This is a genomic window from Candidatus Defluviilinea proxima (genome assembly GCA_016721115.1).
GTDB classification, from domain to species: domain Bacteria; phylum Chloroflexota; class Anaerolineae; order Anaerolineales; family Villigracilaceae; genus Defluviilinea; species Defluviilinea proxima.
This window is the reverse complement of sequence record JADKIW010000001.1, coordinates 786,091-808,893: the sequence shown is the minus strand read 5'-3', so window position 1 is coordinate 808,893 and position 22,803 is coordinate 786,091. Positions and strand designations below refer to the sequence as shown.

17 protein-coding genes are annotated in these 22,803 nt (G+C 49.5%); 8 read left to right on the top strand and 9 right to left on the bottom strand.

What is annotated here, in order from left to right:
* Nucleotides 1-13: 13 nt before the first annotated feature.
* From era to IPP66_03695, 4 genes are read right to left on the bottom strand one after another with little or no spacing between them, the layout of a single operon-like run.
* Nucleotides 14-937 carry a GTPase Era gene (gene era / locus IPP66_03710; GenBank protein ID MBK9924376.1) on the bottom strand — a complete coding sequence of 308 codons (924 nt, stop codon included), beginning with the start codon at nucleotides 935-937 and terminating at the stop codon, nucleotides 14-16.
* Nucleotides 934-2,718, bottom strand: a complete 1,785-nt coding sequence (locus IPP66_03705; protein ID MBK9924375.1) for a phospholipid carrier-dependent glycosyltransferase — start codon at nucleotides 2,716-2,718, stop codon at nucleotides 934-936. The genes era and IPP66_03705 overlap by 4 nt, the downstream gene beginning before the upstream one ends.
* 40 nt (nucleotides 2,719-2,758) lie before the next feature.
* Nucleotides 2,759-3,646 carry a DMT family transporter gene (locus tag IPP66_03700; protein ID MBK9924374.1) on the bottom strand — a complete coding sequence of 296 codons (888 nt, stop codon included), beginning with the start codon at nucleotides 3,644-3,646 and terminating at the stop codon, nucleotides 2,759-2,761.
* Between the two features lie 53 nt (nucleotides 3,647-3,699).
* Nucleotides 3,700-4,227, bottom strand: a complete 528-nt coding sequence (locus tag IPP66_03695) for a methylated-DNA--[protein]-cysteine S-methyltransferase (protein MBK9924373.1) — start codon at nucleotides 4,225-4,227, stop codon at nucleotides 3,700-3,702.
* Nucleotides 4,228-4,477: 250 nt separating this feature from the next.
* On the opposite strand from IPP66_03695, the gene IPP66_03690 reads away from it, so the two are divergent.
* Together IPP66_03690 and IPP66_03685 are read left to right on the top strand one after the other, a co-directional pair.
* Entirely contained in the window at nucleotides 4,478-5,464 is a 987-nt protein-coding gene (locus tag IPP66_03690; GenBank protein MBK9924372.1) for a prephenate dehydrogenase, read from the top strand.
* Nucleotides 5,461-5,703, top strand: coding sequence for a GIY-YIG nuclease family protein (locus IPP66_03685; protein ID MBK9924371.1), 243 nt, complete (start codon nucleotides 5,461-5,463; stop codon nucleotides 5,701-5,703). Before IPP66_03690 ends, IPP66_03685 begins: the two co-directional genes overlap by 4 nt.
* Nucleotides 5,704-5,738: 35 nt before the next feature.
* On the opposite strand, the gene IPP66_03680 is transcribed toward IPP66_03685, so the two are convergent.
* Complete coding sequence (locus tag IPP66_03680) at nucleotides 5,739-6,290, bottom strand: adenine phosphoribosyltransferase (protein ID MBK9924370.1); 552 nt, start codon at nucleotides 6,288-6,290, stop codon at nucleotides 5,739-5,741.
* Nucleotides 6,291-6,473: 183 nt separating this feature from the next.
* Between IPP66_03680 and IPP66_03675 the strand changes: the two genes are divergently transcribed.
* Nucleotides 6,474-6,695: a DUF951 domain-containing protein gene (locus IPP66_03675; GenBank protein ID MBK9924369.1), complete on the top strand. Its 222-nt coding sequence runs from the start codon at nucleotides 6,474-6,476 to the stop codon at nucleotides 6,693-6,695.
* Nucleotides 6,673-7,809: a galactosyldiacylglycerol synthase gene (locus IPP66_03670; GenBank protein MBK9924368.1), complete on the top strand. Its 1,137-nt coding sequence runs from the start codon at nucleotides 6,673-6,675 to the stop codon at nucleotides 7,807-7,809. The genes IPP66_03675 and IPP66_03670 overlap by 23 nt, the downstream gene beginning before the upstream one ends.
* Before the next feature lie 43 nt (nucleotides 7,810-7,852).
* Here IPP66_03670 and IPP66_03665 read toward each other — a convergent pair whose 3' ends face one another.
* The 4 genes from IPP66_03665 to IPP66_03650 form a co-directional block, all read right to left on the bottom strand.
* Nucleotides 7,853-8,542: an SDR family oxidoreductase gene (locus tag IPP66_03665; GenBank protein ID MBK9924367.1), complete on the bottom strand. Its 690-nt coding sequence runs from the start codon at nucleotides 8,540-8,542 to the stop codon at nucleotides 7,853-7,855.
* Complete coding sequence (gene ribA, locus IPP66_03660; protein ID MBK9924366.1) at nucleotides 8,535-9,293, bottom strand: GTP cyclohydrolase II; 759 nt, start codon at nucleotides 9,291-9,293, stop codon at nucleotides 8,535-8,537. The genes IPP66_03665 and ribA overlap by 8 nt, the downstream gene beginning before the upstream one ends.
* The gene (locus IPP66_03655) at nucleotides 9,290-9,979 is read right to left on the bottom strand and encodes a 2,5-diamino-6-(ribosylamino)-4(3H)-pyrimidinone 5'-phosphate reductase (GenBank protein MBK9924365.1); all 690 of its coding nucleotides are present in this window, start codon (nucleotides 9,977-9,979) and stop codon (nucleotides 9,290-9,292) included. Before IPP66_03655 ends, ribA begins: the two co-directional genes overlap by 4 nt.
* A gap of 118 nt (nucleotides 9,980-10,097) precedes the next feature.
* Complete coding sequence (locus tag IPP66_03650; protein MBK9924364.1) at nucleotides 10,098-11,246, bottom strand: helix-turn-helix transcriptional regulator; 1,149 nt, start codon at nucleotides 11,244-11,246, stop codon at nucleotides 10,098-10,100.
* 307 nt (nucleotides 11,247-11,553) lie between these two features.
* Here IPP66_03650 and IPP66_03645 point away from each other — a divergent pair, with 307 nt between their 5' ends.
* From IPP66_03645 to IPP66_03630, 4 genes are all read left to right on the top strand, one after another.
* Nucleotides 11,554-14,022 carry a hypothetical protein gene (locus tag IPP66_03645; protein ID MBK9924363.1) on the top strand — a complete coding sequence of 823 codons (2,469 nt, stop codon included), beginning with the start codon at nucleotides 11,554-11,556 and terminating at the stop codon, nucleotides 14,020-14,022.
* On the top strand, nucleotides 14,019-14,474 hold the full coding sequence (locus tag IPP66_03640) for a hypothetical protein (protein MBK9924362.1): 456 nt from the start codon (nucleotides 14,019-14,021) through the stop codon (nucleotides 14,472-14,474). Before IPP66_03645 ends, IPP66_03640 begins: the two co-directional genes overlap by 4 nt.
* Before the next feature lie 201 nt (nucleotides 14,475-14,675).
* Nucleotides 14,676-21,986, top strand: coding sequence for a M4 family metallopeptidase (locus IPP66_03635; protein ID MBK9924361.1), 7,311 nt, complete (start codon nucleotides 14,676-14,678; stop codon nucleotides 21,984-21,986).
* The gene (locus IPP66_03630) at nucleotides 21,976-22,701 is read left to right on the top strand and encodes a hypothetical protein (GenBank protein MBK9924360.1); all 726 of its coding nucleotides are present in this window, start codon (nucleotides 21,976-21,978) and stop codon (nucleotides 22,699-22,701) included. The genes IPP66_03635 and IPP66_03630 overlap by 11 nt, the downstream gene beginning before the upstream one ends.
* Nucleotides 22,702-22,803: the final 102 nt, after the last annotated feature.

Here is a 22,803-nt window from a genome sequence, read left to right as displayed (position 1 = left end):
TTCTAACCCCTAATCACCGTTTCCCCTTTTTCTTCTTCCCAATCCGATAGCCAAATCTCTGCATCGCGTTCTCGTCGTTGCGCCAATCCTTCAGCACCTTGGCGCGCAACTCCAAAAACACGGGGCGTCCGCCCATCGCTTCGATCTCTTTACGGGCCGCGCTCCCGATCGTCTTCATCATACTTCCGCCCTCGCCGATCAGAATTCCTTTTTGCGATTCGCGTTCAATAAAGATCGTTGCGCCGATATACAACATCCCATTCTCGCGTTCCTTGAACTCATCGATGCGCACGCCTACGCCATGCGGTACTTCCTCGCGCAGATTATTCAAACACGCCTCACGGATCAAGTCCGCGGCGATATCGCGCTCATACGAATCCGTGACCTGGTCTTCATCATATTCCGGTGCACGAAATGGACAGAACGAAACGATCAGTTCGACCAGCTCATTGAGATTCTCATTCTTTGCGGCGGATATGGATAGGACGCTCGTCTCTTTCCTAACCGAGGCCTGATACACTTCGAGATTCCTGGTCAATGCCTCAGCGGGGATCAGGTCCATTTTGTTTGCGGCAAGTACCAGTTGAGTCCGACGAGGAAGTTTGTCGAGCAGGAGCGCAATCTGTTTGTCCTCATCCGTCGGTTTGACAGATACATCCACAAGCCAAAGGACAACATCCACACCTTCGAGCGATTCTTCCGCTTCTTGATTCAAGAACTTCCCCAACTTGTGTTTGGGAGTATGGATGCCGGGCGTATCCACGAAGATGAGCTGATACTTCTCCTCTGTGAGAATACCAAGCTGACGTCTGCGTGTGGTCTGCGGCTTGGGGGAAACGGCCGCGATCTTTTGGCCAAGCAATGCATTGACCAACGTGGACTTGCCGACATTGGGGCGGCCGATAATGGCGATATAACCGGAACGAAAATCGTTCATGGGATCCTTTCATAGATACGAATGCTGGGGTTGATAAATTCAAATTGGATCTGTGGCAGGTAAGGTGGCAGTGTGTATTTGAATTCTTTTAAAAGTTTATAGTGGTCTGACCCGCCTGTTTCAAGTTGTTTGAAGAATGCACATTCGGTGGGCATCGCTTCGCAGAAATAGATGTTGTTGAATTTTCTAGAAGTGAAACTGTCAACGATGAAATAATCTGTTTCGCGTTTGTTGAGTCCTTCTTCACCGACGTTGTACTTAAACTTCTTGCTTTGTGGAAGTGGTTCGTTCGGGTCGCGTGTGAAATAAATGGGATAGTTATATTCGCGCTCGAAACGGGGCCCATCAAAGGTCGGCGGATAGAACGTGTGCTCGAGCGATGAGCCTGCTGGCAATGTGTCCATGAAGGCAGATGCAGGGATGCGGGCATCGTGCATCACCAATAGCATCAGGCTAATAATGCGTGCGAGAGAATACAAGATGATCGCTGAGACCGTCACGCTGACTGCGACGGGATAGACTTTGTTGCTCGTTGCTTTTGCCCATTGATATGCCTGCTCGATGAAGAGTGCAGAAAAGATCGCAAGGAACGGCATCAATGTGAGAAAGTAACGCAGTTGATAGTTGTATGAGATCATCATCGGCAGGTCGAGCGCGAGGATCGCGATGAGGATGACCGTGAAAGATTTGATTTGTGGCTGTTCGGAAGCAGTATGCTCTCGATGTGCTTTGATGACTTTCCAGATGGCCCAAACAAGTCCGATGCCGAATAACAACATAAGCCCGAGGCCGAGTCCGTTTGCCGTCACGCCGTATTGACCGAAAATACCGCGGATACTATCGGGTTGATAACCGTAGGTGGTTTGCCATTGCAGGGTGGGTAATAAATGTTTGAGATAAAAGTATGGCGCGACTAACACTTTAGGTGTACCAAGTCCAAAACCCCAAAATGCGATGAGACCTCCCACCGAAAGCACTATAAGTGAAACCAGCCAGTTCTTCTTGATGTTGTCTTTTTCTTCGATGAGATACACTGCCAGCGGAGCCAGGATCAAACTCACGCCGGTGAATTTGCTGGAGGTGGCCAATCCCACCGTGAAGAAAGCCGCATATAACCAGATTTTATTGTTTTCCTTGCTGAGCGGAGCGTCCTTCGACTTCGCTCGTCGCATCGAACGCTCCTCACTCCGCTCAGGACGGAAATTCTCTTGAGGTGGGAGCGAAGTCGAAGCATAGGGAGCGCCAGTTACGCCCTTGCTTTGAACATAGTTGAGTAAACAAAGAACAGCCAGCGTTACGAAGAAGATCAAATATGTGTCGTTGTGGGCAAAACGTCCGTTGTGTGGCATTTCGCTGACGCTGATGAGGAGAAGTCCGCTCAGCGCCGCTACGTATGGACTCCCTCCGATACGACGTGCGATGATATAGGTGAAGACAATCGCCATCCCTGCAAGAACTGCCGAAAGAACACGTGCCGCGACAAGGATATTGTCACCTTGCCCTATTGCCAGCATCAGTTTCCCAAGGAAGAGCATCACATATTGGGGCAGGTCAGGATAATCGAAATTGGTTTCGCTGAATTTGTAGTTGTCAAACAGAGCGTTGAGCGAACGTACTACGATCTCATCGGGGTGCCAAACGCTTGGGGCGCCCCATGAAATGCCGGGCAATGTCAGCGCGAGGAACAGGATGAACAACCCCAGAGGGAGAAGCCATTCGTGTTTTTGCAGAAAGGTTTGTGTTTGAGGTGTGGATACTGTCATAGGTGATAAGATGCCCATATCTTATCACGCCATCATCAGCGTTGTAGCTGTTGTTTCTTTATGTTGTAGCTGGTATATCTGCCTGTTTCCAGTTACTCACCGCCAGGCTGGCGATGATCAAAACCCCGCCAAGGATGATCTGCCATGACAAACTCTCGTGAAGAAAGATAAAACCAAGCACAACACCACCCAATGGAAAAGTATATGTAACCATGGATGCGCGTGTGGGTCCGATCTCATGGATGAGGTAATAGACTAAGACAAATGCCAATCCTGAACCGAGAATGCCGAGCCACAGCAGGGCGATCCATGTGATCTGTAGATGCGGGACTTTGACCGGACTCTCCAGTAGAAAACTTCCCACCCACATCACAACTGTCGCTGAGATTAGCGGACCCGCGCTACGCAAAACGGCTGGTGTATCCTCCGTGTTCTTGCGGGCGTAGATTCCGCTTATGGCGTAGAAAACACAGGCGAGGATCACCGCTCCCTGGCCAAGTAAGGAACTGGGTGAGCCTCCGATATCCTTGCTCATTAAGATGATCACGCCGGCAAAGCCGATCAGTAACCCCGTTACTTTGGGCACGGTCATCTTGTCATCGGGAAGTGTGAAGTGGGCAATGACCAGAGAAAATAGCGGGACAGTCGCATCAAGGATCGCCGCTACACCGGAGTTGATGGATTGCTCACCCCATGAGATCAAGAAGAAGGGAACGGCAACATTGGTGATTCCCAACACGAGCACAGGGATCCAGACCTTGGAATCGCGCGGCAGGCTGACGCGTTGGATCAGGATCATCACCACGCCGAATAAAAGCCCGAACAGAACGCGATACGCGACCAGTGTGATCGGCGGGATTTCCTGAACGGCGATCTTGATCCACAAAAAGGACGAGCTCCAGATCAGGCCGAGGGCAATAAAAGCAAACCATTGTTTAGGTTTCAATGTGACTCCTATAGTAGTAGAACGTGATTACGATGAATTGCAACCTAAAAATATTACGCCATTACCGCACCTTCAAGTTTTAACAACCATTCCTTCGTGGGTAACCCATCTCCGCCGCCGTAGCCGTGGAGTTTACCGTCTGTGCCAATGACTCGATGGCACGGAATGACCAGCGGCATGGGGTTCATGGCGTTGGCCGCGCCCATCGCCCGGTAGGCATGCGGACGGTTGATCTCACGCGCGATGTCAATGTATGTCCGCGTTTCGCCGTATGGGATGCGGAAGACGGCCTGCAGGGCCTCGCGCTGAAAGTGAGTGAAGAACGTCCAGTCCACGGGGATGGTGAAGGCAGTGCGTTTACCGTTCAGGTATTCTGCAATTTCTTTTGCATAAGGCTTGAGCTTTTTCGGATCGGGTTGGATAGGCTGTTTGAGGCGTGCGAGATACGAATCAAATTCGGGCAAGACAGAGGCCCATTCAACGGCGACCAGACCAAGGTCCGAGGCCGCGAGGCGCAGGTCCCCAAGAGGAGTCCCGTTCAATTCGCCAGTGAAGATGGGAGAAACTATTTTGTTTGCCATGGTGATTACATCCTTGTAAGTTGTCTAACAGTCGTAGGGTAATCGTAGGTTTTACGTCAAGTACTATTATTCCTACTATGATAAATTAAGGACAGTAAGGTGATTTCTCTTCTCCTCCTTTCGCACGGGAACCGCGGTCGGCGTCCGCGGTTCTCGCACTTTAACGGAGTAATCGCATTATATACTACCCAGGTATGTTTCCTACTGATGGGCGTATGGGTATAATGACACTACTTCAACCTGTGAGGATATGATGCCAATACAAATTACCATTATCGGTCTCGGACAGATCGGCGCTTCGATGGGGCTGGCCCTGAAAGCGCACGGCACGAATGCTCGTCTTGTAGGGCACGATAAGGATGCACGTGCAGGCAAAGCCGCACAAACCGCCGGCGCCGTGGACGATTTCAAATACAACCTGCACGACTCGGTGGAAAATTCCAACATTGTCATCCTGGCCCTGCCATTCTCAGAAGTGCGTGAGACGTTGGAACTGATCGCGCCTGACCTGCAAGAGGGGACTCTCATCCTTGATACGGCTCTTGTTAAAGGGACGATTGAATCGTGGGTCAAAGAGCTTATTCCTCAGGGACGGTTTTATGTGGGGCTCTTCCCGACCATCCACCCCGATCAACTCCATGGAATTGAATACGGCCTCAAGGCCGCTCGTGCCGACCTGTTCGAAAAGGGTGTGACCGGCATCACCGCGCCACACGGAACCCCCGAAAATATATTCAAACTAACGACTGACCTTGTCGCATTACTTGGTTCCATGCCTTTGCTGATGGATACTGCCGAAGCAGACGGATTATTGGGCAAGGTGCAGATCCTTCCGCAATTGGCCGCCGCCGCCTTGTTAGATTCCACGCTCGATCAGCCCGGCTGGCAGGAAGCAAAGAAATTGGCAGGCCGCCCGTATGCCTCTGTGACATCAGGCTTTGCGTATCACGATGATGCAGTCTCCCTGCGCGAAGCGATATTGAATGACCGTGAGAATACGGTACGTCTTTTGAACGCGTACATTACATCACTGCTTCAACTTCGTGATGATATTGAAGATGGCGACCGTGAGGCGCTTGGTCAACGACTTGAAAAAGCTTGGAGAGGACGAGGTCAGTGGCTGGAAGAACGCACACAGGCCGAATGGTTAAATAAGGAAACGCAGAAGATCGAAGTCGCTTCTATGGGCGATCGCCTCCTTGGTTCTGCATTGATGGGCCGCAATAAAAGCAAGTGAGTAAATGTTATTGTTACATCGTCGAATGTGCCGATGGAACGTACTATACCGGCTGGGCGGTGGACGCTGAGAAACGAGTCGCCGTCCACAACAAGGGACTCGGCGCGAAATATACAAAAACACGCCGTCCTGTGAAATTGGTCTACATGGAGGAACAGCCAGACCGTGTCACGGCTATGAAAAGAGAACGCGCCATCAAAAAGATGACGCGTTTGCAAAAACAAAAATTGTTCACATAATCGTAGAGAAGGGCAGCTGCCCTTCCCTGCGGCGTTTAATCCGTAAACAACGGCAAATGCCCCAACGAAATAATATTGTTCCACTGCGCACGGTCACCTTCGGTGAAGATGGCGGTTTCGGCTACCACGTTTGCGCCAGCCTTATTGAGGATCATCCGCATGCCCTGCAGTGTGGACCCGGTGCTGATAACATCGTCCACGATGACGACCTTACCACCTTTGATAAGGTCACGATCCTTTTCGTCGAGGATCAACGTCTGCGGCTGGCCGGTGGTGATGGATAACGTCTCGGCACTGATCGCATCGCCCATGTAAGGCTTGTACGATTTGCGTAATACCACGTACGGCTTCTTCGTCTCAGCGGACACGGCATACGCCAGCGGAATGGACTTGGCCTCTGCAGTTACCAGCACGTCATAGTCAACGTCCTTGAGCTTGGTCGCCAGTTCCTTGGCACAGACTTGCACAAATTCTGTATCCCCTAGAATATTCAAAATGGCGATCTTCAAACCTGGCTTAACCTCGAACAGGCGCAGGTCACGTTTGACACCTGCAACTTCAACGGTATGTGTTTCGTTCTGGGACATGTTCCCTCTCTCATCTTGTCATTTTGAGCATAGCAAAGGGTTTTTACTCCTGTAGGGAGATTACTTCGCTTTGCTCAGCATGACATATTCTTGGAAATAAATTTCTCGCCCGTAGTTTATCACGATTCATTTATAATGATGTTTGATATTTATCCTTCACGATCCGCCTTCATTCTTTCAACTATGCTTCCCGACCTGCACCTCAACGATCATCTGCGCCTGCGTAAGCAACACCCGTGCGGTTCCTACGAATGGACCGTCACCCGTCTTGGCGCGGATATTGGCCTCGAATGCAAAGGATGTGGGCGGCGTGTTATGCTTACCCGGCGTGAACTTGCGAAGCGCCTCAAGACCAATCTCACCAAACACGAAGAAGAACCCCATGGACCAAAACACGATTCCTAGAAAACCACACATTGTCTTCTACTTTTCCGATACCGGCGGCGGGCATCGTTCCGCGGCAGAGGCTATTATCGAGGCCATTAACATCGAATATAAAAACAAGGTCACCACGGAGATGGTGGATTTTTTCAAGGATTACGCACCACGTCCCTTTAACCGGGTGGGCGAAATGTATCCCTACATGGTCAAAGCTCCGCAGTTATGGAGCGCCAGCTTCCATGCCACGGATGGGCGCGCTCAGGCACGCTTCATCACAACCACCACCTGGCCGATTGCGCGTCATGCGGCAAAAGCGCTTGTGAGAAGTCATCCAGCCGATCTGATCGTCACGGTCCATCCGTTTGCCAATTCGTTTGCTCTGCGTGCATTGGGCAAGGACCGTCCACCCTTCGTTAATGTCGTCACAGACATGGTCACCACACATGCCCTGTGGTACGACAACCGCGCCGACCTTATCCTCGTCCCTACCGAGAACGCGCGTAAACGTGCCATCAAATACAAGATGCCTGAAGAAAAGGTAAGAGTGGTTGGGCTTCCCGTTGCAGATAAATACTGTAGACCCAAAGGACGTAAAAGCAACCTGCGTAAAAAACTTGGTTGGCCTGTGGATAAGCCCATTGTGTTGATGATGGGCGGCGGCGATGGGATGGGCCCTCTTGCGAAGACTGCTTACGAAATAGACGCCTCCGGTCTGGACCTTGGGCTGGTCATCATTGCTGGAAGGAATCAAAAGCTGAAAGCGGCTCTCGAGGCGCACCAATGGGAGAATCCCACGTTCATTCATGGCTTTACACATAACGTACCAGATTTCATGCGCGCGGCCGATTACATTGTGACAAAGGCTGGGCCCGGCACGATCGCTGAAGCACTCAATGCTGAACTGCCAATTATTTTGTATTCAAAATTACCCGGTCAGGAAGATGGGAACGTGACATTCGTGCAGGAGGAAGGTGCAGGGGTTTGGGCACCGGTGCCGCGTGAGGTTGTCCGCACGTTGACGCGATGGATCTCGCGCCCAGCCGAACGACAGAAAGTGATCGAGAACTGTCGCCGTGCAGGAAAACCCGAAGCCGCACGGACAATTGCAAAAACGATCGGGGATATGTTAGGGTTGTAAATAAAAACTTCCGAAGTCTTTAAGACTTCGGAAGTTTTGCTTTTTAATATAAAGGTATCCTCGCCCCGCTGACCTTGCCCGCCTGATCGGAGAATAAATACTGTATCGCGGCGACGATCACATCGGGCGTTGTGCCGGTGCCTTTATCATCCACGTCGATGGCTTTGACTTGAATAATGTTCGCGGTGACGTTACTCTCTTTGAGTTCGGCCGCGAGCGTAAGCACAAGGTTCTCCTGTGCGGCTTTAGCGGCGGCATACACGCCTTCTTTGCCGGTTGGGTTGTTCACCGTTGACTTGGATACAACCACCACACGCCCCCATCCATTCGCGGCGAGTTTGGGAGTGAAGGCCTGGAACAAGTGGAACGTCGTCCACACGTGCTGGTTGAGCATGAAGGTCAGGTCGCTTTCGCCTGTTTCAGAGAGGGTCTTGCCGCCGGTCCAGCCGCCGACGAGATGGATCAAAGCGTGAACACGGCCGAATTTGTTTGCAACAGCCTCGGCTGAGTCACGAACCGCTTGTGCATCGCGCAGGTCAACGACAGATGCGAGGAGTCTATCTTCGGGGATATGCAATTCTTTGATCAGAGAATCCAATTTACTTTGATCGTTATCGAGCAATACCAGTGCATCACCGCTTTCGGCGAATGCATGAGCGGTCTTTCGTCCGAGCGCGCCGGTGGCGCCGGTAATGACAACGACCCTGCCCTGCGAAGCCGAAGGTTTATTCATGCATGGCCCCGATCTGTTCGTGGGTCATGCCGGCCACGATGGGAAGATCGCTTTGTTCGGGCAGATGTTCCTTGCCGTGAAAATCGATCATGTGACCGGATTTGGCGGCCTTGGTCTCGAGATAGAAACGATTGTGGTCGTTGGCTTCCATGATGTGCGGAATGCGTTGCGCCACCTTGATGCCATATTGTGTGAGCTGGTCGATCTTCTTTGGGTTGTTGGTCATGAGTTGTACCGACTCGATCTTGAGCGACATGAGCATGTGTGCGGCCACTGCATAATCACGTTCATCGTCTCGGAAGCCCAATGCGAGATTCGCTTCAACGGTATCCAGTCCATCATCCTGCAAGCTGTAGGCACGCACCTTGTTAATCAGACCAATGCCACGTCCCTCCTGACGGAGATACAAGACCATGCCGCGTTCCATCTGGCCGATAGCTCTCAACGATGCCTCGAGCTGGTCTCGGCAATCACAGCGTAATGAACCAATGGCATCACCGGTCAAGCATTCCGAATGTAAACGCACAGGCACATCTTTCGCGCCGATCACATCGCCTTTTGTGATGGCCACATGCTCTTTGCCGTCGCGATTGTTCTCGAACGCAATGATGTGAAAATCGCCAAACCGTGTGGGCAATTCAGCCATTGCCACAAGGCGGACGCAAATATTATCTTTACCCAACCCCGGACAATTATGTTCAGGATCGTTTTCAAGTAACAGATCAAATTGTTCATGCATTGTTGTTGTCATAGTTCTCTCTCCACTTTGTAATGTAACAGTACACCGCCATCGTCCCAATGTTCCACGTTCATTAGTCTCAGAGGGACGGCTTCGCCTCTTTCCAAGCCGAGGCCTGATGCCATCGTAGGGGCCTTTTCTCCCCCGAAGATCATCGGCGCCACATACGCGGACACTTCATCCACCAGCCCAAGCCTGAGCAACTCGAAATTGAGTGTTGCTCCGCCTTCTATCATGAGGCGGTTGATACCAAGTTCTTTGAGGGTGTGCATCATGTTTCTCAAGTCCACCCGCTCGCCCTCGTGGATGAATACTTCCACACCGAGCGCACGAAGTGACGTGAGTTGATCTTTAGATGTGCGATGCGTTGTGAATATTACGATGCGTGCATTCCCCTCGTATAAGAATTTTGAATGAGAATCAAACTTTGCTTCTGAAACAATCCCCACCTTGACTGGGTTTGGCGTGAGTCCGCGTTTGATTCTTTCTTCGCGTAACGCTTCTGATTTCACTGTAAGTTTTGGGTCTTCGTCGAGCAGTGTCCTTCCCCCAACCATGACGGCGTCTGCCTCGGCGCGGAGTTTATCCACGCGTTCCTTATCACGCACGGATGAGATCGCCGCTCCTTTGCGTGCGAACGTATCGATCTTGCCATCGGCTGTCATTGCTACATTGATGAACACGAACGGACGGTTCATACGTCAATTGTAATTCCAAAAGTGCTTGTTATCTTGCGAATAACAGTTATTCTCCCCCGGTTCATCGTGCATCATGCGGATAACGGGTCCGCATGATGCACGATTAGAAATTCTATATTTATTGTTCTACGCCAACTGCCAGGGATTGAACCAGCTCGTCTAGCACTTCAAGGGATGGATTGAAGGGATTGTTCTTGTGACTGAGCATGACAACCGCTTTTTCCAGATAGTTTGGATAATCTTCGGGATTGGGATTATCCCAGTTGAACGGGATGCCGTGTTCGGGGAAGGGAGAATCGGTGGCTTCGTCCACTGTCACATATTTGAGGTTGACGGGCATGACGATCGATACGTAATACTTGCCATCGCTGGAAAGTCCCTGAAAGGTGTACAGCAATTCCATGTGTGAAAGGTTCTGAATGGGAAATGCGGCTTGACTATAGAGAGTGATGTAACGAACGCCTTTTCCATTTATGAAGGATACGAACTTTTCCTGTGTATGCATGACCTGCGCCGCGCGTTGGATGGGTAGGAATGGGAGCATTTTGTCAGCTTGGAATTGTTGTGTCTTCACAATGCCCTGAAGTTCATTGACCATTGCTTCTGCCTCAGGGCTCATTTGCACGTAGTCCTGCGTGGAAAAGACGCGTATCTGTGGCTGATAGGTTGTATCCTTCAGCGGGTAGTTTTCCAAGATGGACCGTGTGTGTGCGGGCCAAGTATTGGCAAAATCAGTGGACTGTTGAATGACTTCATTCAATGCCCTGTCGCCCAATTCAGATGGGATGATAAAGTCCGTTCCCAAATAGTTGATTTCTGTACCTGTGACCGACGCAGTTTCTGCGCTTGTAGCTGTTTCTGTTGGCGGGTTGGTCACAATATTGGGGTTTAACTTGACCCATACCAGCCCTGCGACAAGAACAATCGCCAGTACACTTCCGATAATGATGTAAAACCGTTGCTTCATAGAGATCCTCCGAGTTGAAATAATGTTTCCATCATTTTCGGCGGAGGAACTACCCCGGTCAACTGTGGTTTCCACTCGTTCCACGGTACTTTTACTACTAGCTGTGGTTTTCCCTAGTCGTAGGATCGCTTCGGCTCTGGATGTGACCTGAAGCTTGTTGTAGATGTTTTTTAAGTGGAACTCAACTGTGCGGACGGAAATATTAAGCGCAAGGCCGATCTGCTTGTTACTTTTGCCTTGCAGGAGGAGGTCCACCACTTCTTTTTCTCGTGTGCTGAATTGGCCGTTGTGAATATTCATTTTTGCTTTCGATAAGGGGATGATTTTGTTTGTTTGATTGTGTCAGACGAAATTATAGAGCCTCCCTGATAAAAACACAATAACTTCCAGTACTTTGGAGTAATAACGGCTTCTAATTCAAGATTGTATAATCCTTTTTTGATCTGTTATTTTATAATAGATGTGTTTTAATGTGTCGGCAATATTAAGTTGTTTTCCGATCTACTAATATCCCCTCTGTCGGCTTTAATTCAAAAGCAATATTCGATCTTGACTTTATTGATTTGGATTTAATGGTCGACATATCAAAATCTATTGTGAGACCGATATGAGTATAAACAAAAAAACTTTCCCGCCCTTTTTACTTGTTCTTGCCTTTGTAACATTGTTTATTGCTACTGCCGCTTTATACCCTGGGCGGAGTGTTCTGCCAAAAGCTGCCAATGCAGTTACTTTTTCATCTTTCTCGGTTGGCACCGGGGGCACAGATGTGATCCCACATCAGATCGTTCGCACCAGTAATGATCGTTTGTATATATTTGCGAATCAACAGTCGTCTAAAGTTATTCGTGTATACCGTACAACGTCAACTGGATTGCCAAGCGGAACGGCATCTTTTGCGGCACCTGTTCAATTAACAGAGACGAGTGAAGTGATTGGTATTGACGCCGTCTATGATGGAGGGAGCATCATTCACGTACTTGTCAATATGCAAAATGGCAGTGTGAAAGACTATCCGTTTAATACAACAACCAATACATTTAGCGCTGCAACTACTATTGCTTCTAATGGTGGCACAGTAACTTCCGTATTGTATGTAGGCACCAGCGGGGTGGCCGGTATGGTGGACTTGAATCAAACACTCCACATAGCATACTGGACTAACAGTAATCATATTTTACACAGAGCTTATACATATAATAGCTCTACAAATGTCCTTTCCCCATCGGGGAATTTTGTTCAAGTAGATACAGCAGGAAGCGCCAATCATCCTTCTGTGGCAATTTCTCCGGTAGACAATTCGCTGACCGTTGCCTGGGTGTCTCAAGCGGATAACCCCACAAAAATCCGCACTCGTACTCGGGCAAGTAGCGGGACTTGGGGAAGTATACAAAGTGCCAGCACTGCATCTGTATGGACGAGTAGTGATAACGGGATCAATATTGATCAAGGTCCCAGCTTCATTATCGACTCGACAGGCGTAAAGCACTTGGCTTACATTCAAAGTTTTGATGTGACTGTTGGTGATTATGGGCGGATTCATTATGTTAGAGATACTGGATCTGGTTGGACAGATCAGGCATTAAGTATCTTTACGCATGATCCAGCGCTTGCACTCAATAGTGCTGGAGAAATTTATGTTATCGGGCATGGCCACCCTAAGAATGCAACATGTCTCTCAATGGATGACATGTGTACAGCTAAAAAGAATTCAAATGGAACATGGGGAAATCCACAACTATTTGCGGCACACCCTAGCGGAAAATCGTTTGATAGTAGTCCGTCTGTAAAATGGTCAGTTGTTGGTTTTAATCGACCCGAAACAATTGAGTTTATTTTCTTTATGACTCCGTATGACAATCCTACCTTGTATTACGGCAGGATACAGAGTTCTTCAGCCACATTACCGGTCATCAGCGGCAATGCAGGAGCACCGGGGGTGACGTTGAGCTATGTGGATGGGACGGCGAAGACAGTTGTATCGCAAGGGGATGGGAGCTACACGATCACAGTACCAAGCGGTTGGAGTGGGACGGTAACGCCCTCGAAGGCAGGCTATATCTTCTCACCGCTCAACCGAAGCTATAGCAATGTAACAACAAACCAAACAGCACAAAACTACATCGCGACGTTTATGTACACCATCAGTGGGAATGTAGGGGTAGGAGGAGTGACCCTAAGCTACACGGATGGAGGCGCCAAGACAGTGACCTCCAAAGGAGACGGGAGTTACACGATCACAGTGCCAGGTGGCTGGAGTGGAACAGTAACCCCAACAAGCACCTGTCACACCTTTGCGCCGCTGAACCTCAGCTACAGCAACCTGGGAGCCAACACAAGTGGGCAGAACTACACCAGCACATTCAACACCTCAATAGGTTGTTCGAACATCAATGTAACGATCGGTGGGAACACACAGGGGAACTACGGAATAGGAACAGGGCAACGACTAACGGATCGGTACGGGATCAACGGTGGACCAGTACGAGTGAGAAGCACGAACGGGGTGAACATGTTCACGAGTCAACGAGCGATCTACGGGAGCAGCTTCAACTCGATCGTCGGGTTCCCCGCGGATCAACTGACGACCGAATACTGGTTCACCTCATTGGACGATGCGGGGATGATCACGTATTTGGTGATCGGGAACCCGAGTGCGACAGAGACAGCGTTAGTGGATGTGTACATCGGCGGAGTGAAGAAGAACACAACACCGTACTCGATCCCGCCTGGGCAGAGAGTGTACCCGCGCTATGGGGTCAACGGCGGACCGGTGCGAGTAGTGAGCACGAATGGAGTGAACATCTTCACGAGTGAGAGATCAAAGTATGGGAACAGTTTCAACGAAGTGATGGGCTTCCCCTCGACCCAACTGGACACAGAGTTCTGGTTCACGAGCTATGACGATGCGGGGATGATCACGTACCTGGTGATCGGGAACCCAAGCGAGACAGAAACAGCGGAAGTGGATGTGTACATCGGAGGCGTGAAGAAGAACACAACACCGTACTCGATCCTACCTGGGCAGAGAGTGTTCCTCGGTATGGGATCAATGGAGGACCAGTACGAGTGGTGAGCACGAACGGAGTGAAGGTGTTCACGAGCGAGAGAACGAAGTATGGGAACAGTTTCAATGAAGTGTTGGGGTACCCGATAGCTCAAACCTCGACCGAGCTCTGGTTCACCTCATTGGATGATGCCAGCATGATCACGTACCTGGTGATCGGGAACCCAAGTGAGACGGAGACAGCGGAAGTGGATGTGTACATCGGAGGAGTGAAGAAGAACACGACACCGTACTCGATCCTGCCGGGGCAGAGAGTGTTCCCGCGGTATGGGATCAACGGAGGACCAGTGCGAGTGGTGAGCACGAACGGAGTGAAGGTGTTCGCGAGTGAGAGAACGAAGTACCTGAGCAGTTTCAACGAGATCCTGGGGATCCCGACCGAAAGTCTGACGACCGACTACTGGTACACTTCGTTGGATGATGTGGGGATGACCACAGAGTTGGTGATCGCCGCACCGTAGAGTAGGGGATAGTCAAAGAGCAACACAACAGTAAAACAGTCCGTCTCATGAGAGACGGACTGTTTTACTGTAACCAAACTGTGACATCCATCACCTTGTGTTTGTGAAAATTGGAGGGCTATAATGACTTCGATGAAGTTGCCTTTGTGGGGTAATTTCGAAAACAAACACTAGGGAGGGAGCACTCCCAGGGAGATAAACATGTTTACCAAAAATAGATATCACCAGATTATTACTATCCTTGTGGCATTTACAATGATATTTTCTTCAACTCAACCGCCTGTTGCTTATGCACAGGATGGCGGAGATGGGAGTGGGCGCAAAGTTATAGTCCAAACAGACAGTGACGGTGCCAAACGCCAGATCAACTCCCAAACAGGTAGGGTCAGTTTTATCGGTCCAGAAAGTGGACGCGCGCTTTCTGCAGAGAGAGCTTTGGGTACGTATGCCCGCCCACAAGATCCAGCCATGGCATTGGCGAATCGGTATGCTCCTGAATTTGGAGTAAAGAACCCTGCGCGTGACCTGTCCCAAATCAAATCTATTCGTTCGGATGATGGACGTGTGACAGTCCATTATCAGCAGAAATACAACGGTATTCCTGTGATGGGTGGCGAGCTGATCGTGAACACAAACGATAAAGGCGATTTGTATTCAATGAACGGGGAAGTATCGTCTGAACTCTCGCTTCAAACTGACCCGAAGATTGATTCAACACAAGCGGTCGAAAGCGCCCTTCAAGTTGTTGCAGAACAATATGATAAGAAGGCTGTAGATTTTGTGACAACCGAACCTGAGTTGTGGATCTATGATGAAAGCCTATTGAAGCCGAGTACGCGCCCTATTGAACTTGTCTGGCGCATGGAAGTGACGGCGAAAGAGAACAACTTGCCAGTCCGTGAGTTGGTGTTGGTCAATGCGGAGAGGGGGGATATCAGCCTGCACTTCAATCAGGTCGATAATGCTTGGGGAGAGGTGGGCACTACCAATGAAGTGCAACAGGATGTGCAGCCAGTGACCGTTCAGCCATCTGAAGAGAACATGCCCTTGCTTGCCGGTGTGAACTGGTATGTGGCCCCTACAGGAAATGATACGAATTCATGTACTGCGCCCGCTTCGCCATGCCTTACCATCAATGGCGCAATTGGCAAGGCTGGGGCAGATGATATCATCAAGGTCGCAAGCGGCACTTATACGGGAACAGCCGGCAGTGTAGTAACCATTTCAAAATCCGTAACTCTCTCTGGAGGATGGAATGATACATTTACATCACAAAATGGAGCATCTGTCATTGACGGAGGTGGTGTCAGGAGTGGTGTTTTTGTAAACGATTGGGTGTCATATACGGTAATTGATCATTTTGTAATCCAAGATTGTACACGGGGTGCAGCTAATGGTGGTGGCATTTATGCTGGTAATAACACCTCTGTGGTTTTAAAATACAGTTCAGTCATTAATAATTCTGCGGCAAAGGGTGCAGGAATTTATACGGCAGGCATCAATTTTAGTGTTTCTAATAGTACTATCAGCGGTAATACAGCAAGTCTTTCTGGTGGCGGGATGTACGCCGGTAATGGATATGTCGGGATCCGTAACTCCACCATCGCGTATAACAATTCAAACGGGTCCGGTGGTGGACTGGCTCTTAACAACTCTACGACCCTCACTCTCAGCATCAGAAATGTTATTCTTGCCCAAAATACGGCCTCTGGAGGTGGTCCTGATTGTTCCGGCTCCAATACCATTAGCTTACCTTATTCTATTTTAGGCAATGCAGCAGGGTGCACGATTACGAGTGGGACAGGTGCCATACTTAATGTGGATCCAAAACTTGATCCTTCATTAAGTGGAAGTCTTCCACTTCATTCCCTTCAAGCGGGAAGTCCGGCAATCGATTCAGGCGATAATGGGAACTGTCCGATAGACGATCAGCGTGGTATGTCCCGCCCTTATGGCAGTTCTTGCGACATTGGGGCATACGAGTACGCCCCAAATGGGAATTTGAAAGTGCTGAATGGCTCCAAGCAAGCAACCATGACAGGATCTCCCTTTGCATTGCCTCTATCAGTAAGAGTAATGGATGGATCCTTAAATCCGGCAGTTGGTGTAACTGTAACTTTTATGGCACCTGCTTCCGGCGCCAGTGGAATATTCACGGATAGCGGAACAAATACCACAACCGCTATTACGGATAGCAATGGGGACGCAGTGTCATCGGCTTTCACCGCGAACAGTCAGTGGGGGGTGTATTCGGTCAATGCCACAGTAAGCGGTGTTCCAGGCACTGCAGTTTTTCAACTGACTAATAATGGAATATTTTACGTTGCTGCGACAGGTTCAAATAATAACTCATGTTCAACTGCCCTTTTACCTTGTGCCACTGTCAATGGCGCGATTGGCAAAGCTATGGGAGGAGACCAGATCAGGGTTGCAACGGGAACGTATACCGGTACTGGAACAGAAGTGGTGTTAATTAATAAGAATGTTAGTATATCGGGTGGGTGGAATGCAAGTTTTGCGGCGCAAACTGGCATGTCAATATTCGATGGGCAGAGCGCACGACGGGGTGTAACTCTGAACAGTGGGGTTACTGCAAACATCGAACGAAGCAAGGTTCAGAATAGTTATTATGTTGGTATCTTTAACGATGGTGGTGCGTTAACACTAAATAGTAGTATTGTAAGTGGCACAAAGGATGCTAGTGGTTCAGGTTTCGGCATTAGGAACCAGTCTGGAAGTACATTAACCTTAAATACCAGTATCATCAGTGATAATAGTGGACATGGCATTTATAACACTGGCTCGTCGATTTTATTGACGTTGAATAGTAGCACTATAAACAATAATGTGGAAACAGGGATCAGCAATCAATCAGGGGCATTGACCCTAAATAACAGCACGATAAGTGGAAATTTGAGGGGAGGCCTTAGTAATAGTGGTGGCACGGCAACCTTAAACAACAGCACTGTTACCGGCAATACGTCCACAAGTTGGGGCGGTATTTATACATCGGGTGGTACCATCACCGTGAAAAATACAATCGTTGCAGGAAACTCTGCAGCAACAAGTGGGTCGGATTGTTATGGCTCGATTAACTCGGCCGGCTATAACTTGATCGGTGATACAGCAGGCTGTACTTTTGTAGCGAGTACAGGTGACTTGACCAATGTCAACCCCAAATTGGGCGAGTTGATTGGGGCGCCCGGTTATCATTCGTTACAGGCTGATAGTCCGGCCATTGATGCAGGTAACCCATCTACTTGCTTGTCTGTTGACGAGCGTGGTATATCACGTCCGCAAGGCTCAAAATGTGATATTGGTGCCTATGAATATACCGTTCCAGGTAGTGTAGCAAGTCTTTCAATTATTGGTGGTAACAACCAACACGCCCTTCCTGGAGTAGCCTTTTCCAAGCCACTAAAAGTTGTGGCCTTGGATAGTCTGGGGAGTCCGGTTTCCAGCATAAATATTACCTTTACGGCCCCAAACAATGGGGCGAGTGGGACATTTTCTAACACCAACGCACGAACAACGACAGTGACCACAGATGTAAACGGTATCGCAACCACGTCAATATTCACTGCAAATGCTATAGTGGGCTCATATCAGGTAGTTGCTTCGGCAAATGGGATTGAATCAGCTAATTTTACTCTCAGCAATGTTCTTTGGTATGTTGCCCCTACAGGCAATGATAGTAATGATTGCCATGCCCCTGTCACGCCCTGTGCGACGATCAATGGTGTGTTGGCTAAACCTGACTTCTTTGATGGTGATAGGGTATTAGTCGCCGCTGGCACGTATACTGGTAATGGACCCTGGATAGTTCTACTTGATAAAGATGTAGACTTGTCAGGTGGATGGGATGCCACGTTCACTACTCAAGATGGGTGGTCTGTGATTGATGGTCAAAATAAATGGGTAGGGATTCGTGTCAATGAGTCTCAATCTACAATTGAACAATTTATTATCCAGCATGGATCGGCAGGCGCCTCTGCTGGCGGTATTTCCAATAATAGTGGAAAGTTGATTTTGAACAATGTCATCGTCCAAAACAATACTGGTGAGTATGGTGCTGGTATTGATAATAGAGGGGTCCTGACTCTAAATAACAGTCTGGTTATAAATAATTACTCTCCACAGTATGGTGGTGGAGTCTATAACGGCGCAACACTCACAGTGAACAATAGTACTATTAGTGGTAATGAAGCACAGTATGGTGGCGGATTCATGATGTCTGGTAGCACGATCGTGCTAAATAATAGTACTATCACTGCCAATAGGGCCAACCAAGGTCTTGGCGGCGGTATTTATTATAATGGTGATGGTTATAGCGGGACCATCACGGTCCAAAATACGCTGGTCGCAGGTAATTCGTCTGGAAGCGGAGGACCAGATTGCTCAGGTCCAATAATCTCGGCTGGCTACAACTTGATCGGGAATAGTTCAGGTTGCACGTTTACCCCAACCACCGGCGATCTTGTTGGTACGAGCGCCAAATCAATTGATCCTCGCCTTACACCTGTACAGGATAATGGTGGACTTACTTTGACACATGCTCTTATGGGTGGCAGCCCGGCAATTAATGCTGGTAATTCATCTACTTGTCTAACTACAGACCAACGTGGGGTTGCTCGCCCGCAGGGAAGTGTGTGTGATATAGGCGCAGTTGAATATCAGCCGGGATCCATCCCATCTTTAATCTCTGTTTTACAAGGTTCTCCGCAGTTTATTATGGTAGGGGAAGTAGCTGGTTCGAATCTTGCTGTTGTGGTGACTGATGGGACAGGAGCAGGTGTTCCAGGTGTAACAGTAACTTTCACGGCGCCGTTATCAGGTCCAAGTGGGGTCTTTAGTAATACGGGTACGAATGAAACAACAGTCGTTACAGGTTTCGATGGTGTTGCTACCACCAGCTCTTTTACTGCCAATGCAGTATATGGAGCTTATAAAGTGCAAGCAACAGCCATTGGTATGGTTGACACTACTGATTTTAATTTGGCTAATGGAAGTAAACATATAGAGACTTACATTGCCAATAATACTTCATCGCTTCCCGGTACGTTTCTTTGTGATCAAACACAACCAAACTGCACGAATGGGAGCAATCCGCATGGAGATGGGGCGCACAAATATGCGATTGGCTCTCACACTTTTTATGCGGCCAACTTCAACCGTGACAGCATCGACAATAATGGGATGACGATCATCTCGACGGTGCAGTACTGTGAGCCGGGATTTGCCTGTCCATTTGGGAATGCCTACTGGTATGGTACGCAGATGGTGTACGGTAGTGCCTACGGTTTTGCCTTGGCAGATGATATTGTGGCACACGAACTGACACACGGTGTGACAGAACGCGAATCGAACCTGTTTTATTATTATCAATCGGGTGCGATCAACGAATCACTGTCGGATGTGTTCGGGGAGTACTACGACCAGACCAACGGTCAGGGGACGGACACGGCCGGAGTCAAATGGCAGATCGGAGAAGATGTCACTGGATTGGGTGCCTTCCGCAGTATGAGCAATCCGCCAGCCTTTGGCGACCCAGATAAGATGTCAAGCGCAAATTATTACATCAGCGATGGTGACGGTGGCGGTGTACATACCAACAGTGGTGTAAATAACAAAGCGGTCTACCTGATGGTAGATGGAGGGTCGTTCAACGGGAAGACAGTGACCGCTTTGGGTTGGGAGAAGGTGGGAGCGATCTATTATGAAGCGCAGACGAACCTGCTGACATCCGCCTCAGATTACTCGGATCTATACCTTGTTCTCCAGCAAGCCTGTTCCAACCTGATTGGTCAACATGAGATTACAACAGGGAATTGTACACAAGTGAAGACTGCTCTGGATGCAGTAGAAATGAACAAACGCCAGTCATTTGGCGATCTTCAAGATCCCAGCTTTGAGTATTCTTACGCGACCTATCCTTATTGGGCGCAATACTCAACAAATTACGGGTCGCCTTTGTGTACGATTGCAGATTGTGGAGACAGCGCTGGAACAGCGGGACCACGTACGGGATCTGTTTGGGGTTGGCTTGGTGGGACTACAAATAACGAGGCAGCTTCACTTACCCAAGTTGTCTATTTTCCCGATGGTTACCCCTCGCTCAAACTCAAGTTCTATCTTTGGATTGGCAGAGCTAGCTCAGGTAGTGATGCCAATGACAAATTTACTGTTCTGATTGATAACGTGCCCGTGTTCTCAGCCAACGCAACACAGAAGAACTCATATTCGAGCTACAAACAGGTAAGTGTGGATGTTAGTGGTTTTGCTACCAATGCTCTACATACAATAAAGTTTTACACGGAGACAAGCGGGCAGGTAGTCAACTTTAACCTGGATGATGTATCACTGGTCGAAAACACCCGTTCAATATCTGGTAATGCAGGTACGGGTGATGTAGTTCTGCAGTACGCGGATGGTGGGTTCAAAACAGTGACAGCAGACGGGAGTGGAAACTACACGATCTATGTTTCACCTGGGTGGAGCGGGACGGTAACACCGTCAAAGGCAGGATATATCTTCTCACCGCTCAACCGCAGCTACAGCAATGTAACCACAAATCAAACAACCCAAAACTACACTGCAACGTTGCTTCCCACCATCAGCGGCAATGCAGGAGCACCGGGCGTGACGCTGAGCTATGTGGATGGGACGGCGAAGACAGTTGTATCGCAAGGGGATGGGAGCTACACGATCACAGTACCAAGCGGTTGGAGTGGGACGGTAACGCCCTCGAAGGCAGGCTATTTCTTCTCACCGCTCAACCGAAGCTATAGCAATGTAACAACAAACCAAACAGCACAAAACTACATCGCGACGTTTATGTACACCATCAGTGGGAATGTAGGGGTAGGAGGAGTGACCCTAAGCTACACGGATGGAGGCGCCAAGACAGTGACACTCCAAAGGAGACGGGAGTTACACGATCACAGTGCCAGGTGGCTGGAGTGGAACAGTAACCCCAACAAGCACCTGTCACACCTTTGCGCCGCTGAACCTCAGCTACAGCAACCTGGGAGCCAACACAAGTGGGCAGAACTACACCAGCACATTCAACACCTCAATAGGTTGTTCGAACATCAATGTAACGATCGGTGGGAACACACAGGGAACTACGGAATAGGAACAGGGCAACGACTAACGGATCGGTACGGGATCAACGGTGGACCAGTACGAGTGAGAAGCACGAACAGGGTGAACATGTTCACGAGTCAACGAGCGATCTACGGGAGCAGCTTCAACTCGATCGTCAGGTTCCCCGCGGATCAACGGACGACCGAATACTGGTTCACCTCATTGGACGATGCGGGGATGATCACGTATTTGGTGATCGGGAACCCGAGTGAGACAGAGACAGCGTTAGTGGATGTGTACATCGGAGGGGTGAAGAAGAACACGACACCATACTCGATCCCGCCTGGGCAGAGAGTGTACCCGCGCTATGGGATCAACGGCGGACCGGTACGGGTAGTGAGCACGAACGGAGTGAGTGTGTTCTGAGCGAGAGAACGAAGTATGGGAACAGCTTCAACGAAGTGATGGGGTTCCCTCGACCCAACTGGACACAGAGTTCTGGTTCACGAGCTATGACGATGCGGGGATGATCACGTACCTGGTGATCGGGAACCCAAGCGAGACAGAAACAGCGGAAGTGGATGTGTACATCGGAGGCGTGAAGAAGAACACAACACCGTACTCGATCCTACCTGGGCAGAGAGTGTTCCCTCGGTATGGGATCAATGGAGGACCAGTACGAGTGGTGAGCACGAACGGAGTGAAGGTGTTCACGAGCGAGAGAACGAAGTATGGGAACAGTTTCAATGAAGTGTTGGGGTACCCGATAGCTCAAACCTCGACCGAGCTCTGGTTCACCTCATTGGATGATGCCAGCATGATCACGTACCTGGTGATCGGGAACCCAAGTGAGACGGAGACAGCGGAAGTGGATGTGTACATCGGAGGAGTGAAGAAGAACACGACACCGTACTCGATCCTGCCGGGGCAGAGAGTGTTCCCGCGGTATGGGATCAACGGAGGACCAGTGCGAGTGGTGAGCACGAACGGAGTGAAGGTGTTCGCGAGTGAGAGAACGAAGTACCTGAGCAGTTTCAACGAGATCCTGGGGATCCCGACCGAAAGTCTGACGACCGACTACTGGTACACTTCGTTGGATGATGTGGGGATGACCACAGAGTTGGTGATCGCCGCACCGTAGAGTAGGGGATAGTCAAAGAGCCACAAAACAGTAAAACAGTCCGCCTCGTACGAGGCGGACTGTTTGGTTGTAACCAAACTGTGACATCCATCACCTTGTGTT